This is a genomic window from uncultured Campylobacter sp. (assembly GCF_938045225.1).
In the GTDB taxonomy this organism is placed as follows: Bacteria; Campylobacterota; Campylobacteria; order Campylobacterales; family Campylobacteraceae; genus Campylobacter_A.
In genome coordinates this window covers 1-2,331 of the sequence record NZ_CALINL010000005.1, presented here as the reverse complement: position 1 = coordinate 2,331, position 2,331 = coordinate 1, and the positions used below count along the sequence as shown (strand labels likewise).

The window sequence follows — 2,331 nt, the reverse complement described above, 5'->3', positions numbered from 1 at the left end:
TTCCGCTTTGATCTATTCTAACCCCGGTTAGATCGCCCGAAGCGTAGCCGTTTTGACTTATATCTTTAGTAGACGAATCGTCGTCCGCGCTAGTAAGTCCCGTCATAGTTCCCGTTTGACCGAAATTTAGCCTTATAGTTTGACCGCCGGCTGAGCCGTTTTGCGCGCCGAAAGTGATACTGGCAGGACTATACGTCGCTAGCGAGCCGTCCGGGTTAAATCTCACGTAACCGGTTACTACGTTTCTAGGCTCTACGGTATTTATGGAGTTTGGCTCTGCTACTTGGATGACCATCGTCCACTCTGTTCCTCCGTTTTCTGTGTAGCCGCGTTTTATAAAATCCATTTTTATATTATGCTTCGTACCTAAGCTATCGTAAAGATCGGTGCTTGAGCTGTGAGCTGCCATATTTAGATTATCTGTTACTCTTATTGCTCCGCCTGCGCTTAAAGATCCTGAAATTGGCGCCATAGATGCGGTAAATTTGACGTTTTCGGTTACGTTTTTGGTAGCGTTAGTTAAGCCTGTTACGGCGATATTCATGTCCTTAGCATTTGCCATTTCCGGGTTTTTAAACTGAAACTGTCCGTGTTCGTTTACTGTCACTTCTACTCCGGCATTTGCATTGTTTGCGGCCGTAAAAGTAGTTGTCTCGTGAGTATAGTTTGTAAATTCTCTAGCATCTTTTTGCATAGCTTCGCGTAAATCTTCGGTTGTGGTTACTTCTCTTTCTTTTGTATCGTCGTAAGCATGCGTAGTGGATACGTGCGTTTTATTATATACGTATTGATATGCGGTTATGATTTTTGTGTTATTAGGCAGAGTTGTATTATCTCCTGGGTTTACGGTCATTTTAATATTTTTCATATTTGCCGTAGTGCCAAGATTGTTTCTATTGGTTAGTACTAGTTTATTACCGTTTACTACGCTAGCTTCTACGCCGGTTTCGCTATATTTACCGTTTATTATGCCGGCTAATTGACCGATAGTTAGTATGTTATTACCTGTTATATTTTTTCCGTTTAAAGTTATATTTAGAGTTTTTGCGCCAGCAAAAGTACCGTCTGTGCCAGCACCTAAATTTAGCGCCTCGGTTTGAGCATCCGCATAGCTAGCCCATATACCTTGTCCGCCGGTTCCCTGAGCGTCTCTTAGGTTATATGCATCGCCGTTGCTATTAAATAACACCCCTAAATCGGCTCCGCGTTCCGTCATCCTTTGTTCGCCGTTTTTATTTACGTAGAATCTATTTGCACCGACGTTATTTTCGTCGTGTACTTCGTTGGTGGTTTTTATGCCGTCTTTATTGAGATCGACCCAGTTGTGATGCTGATCTAGCTTATAGATAGGTATCTTTTTATTTCCTACGTCGTTACCGCTGTCTAAGTTTCCTTTTAGCGCGATGTTTGTCGTAGCGCGAGCAGGCACGGTTAGGCCGACTGGGATCTTTATATCGCCGATAGGTCTAGTAGGATCGATCTCTCCAGTTTCCTCGTCTCTCATCCAGCCTTGCACGATATTGCCGCCGTTATCTACGAAGTTACCTTCGCTATCTCTTGAAAAGTCGCCGTTTCTGGTGTAGTAGGTGGTTTTGCCGCCGTCGGAGCTCACCATGAAAAATCCGTCGCCTTGAAGCGCGATATCGGTTTGTTTGTCGGTGGTTTGCAGCGAGCCTTGCTTAAAAATCCTCGTAGTGGAGTTTATCTGCGTGCCTAGGCCAACTTCCATGTTATTTACGCCGCCGTGTTGATTTTGCGGTGCGGTGGCGATACGCGAAGTTTGGTATATAAGGTCGTCGAAATTTGCACGGTTGTATTTAAATCCGACTGTGTTGACGTTAGCGATGTTGTTACCCTCAACATCCATAGCGATCTGGTGAGCTTGTAGTCCCGTAACGCCCGACCAAAGTGATCTCATCATAGCTTTATCCTTTTTGAAAAGTGAATTTTAAGATGACTTAAGCAAAAGACGTTCCAAATTTTAAATTTTTATTTTGCAAGTGCATATTTGCCATATCGGATTATAACAATACAGGGTTTCTAAATTTAACTGTGATAAATTTGTCTAAAATTTAAAATTTAGCTCGCCAAAACCTGCACCTTGATGGCACTAAATTTGGTTTAATGCTGCTTGTGTTTAATTTTTATTTTCTTAGTTAAGGGGAAAGGGCTTGAATTACGCTCTGCTAGCAGCTCTCAAAGAGAGTGCAAGCACAAGGCGAAGCAAAGCCTAAGCAAAAGGGTCCCTTTTTCTTTTTTTTTCGGGAGAGGAAGGGGTTTCTACTTACGAAGCGTCGCCCCTTCCTCTCCCAAGCCCTCTCTAACACCACT

Annotated in this window: 1 protein-coding gene; it reads right to left on the bottom strand. The window is 43.2% G+C overall.

Going from position 1 to position 2,331, the window contains the following annotated elements; genetic code table 11:
- Positions 1 to 1,921 (bottom strand): flagellar hook protein FlgE (flgE, locus tag Q0200_RS00170; protein WP_297936438.1); only part of this gene is annotated, 1,921 nt, incomplete at its 3' end.
- Between the last annotated feature and the right edge of the window lie 410 nt (positions 1,922 to 2,331).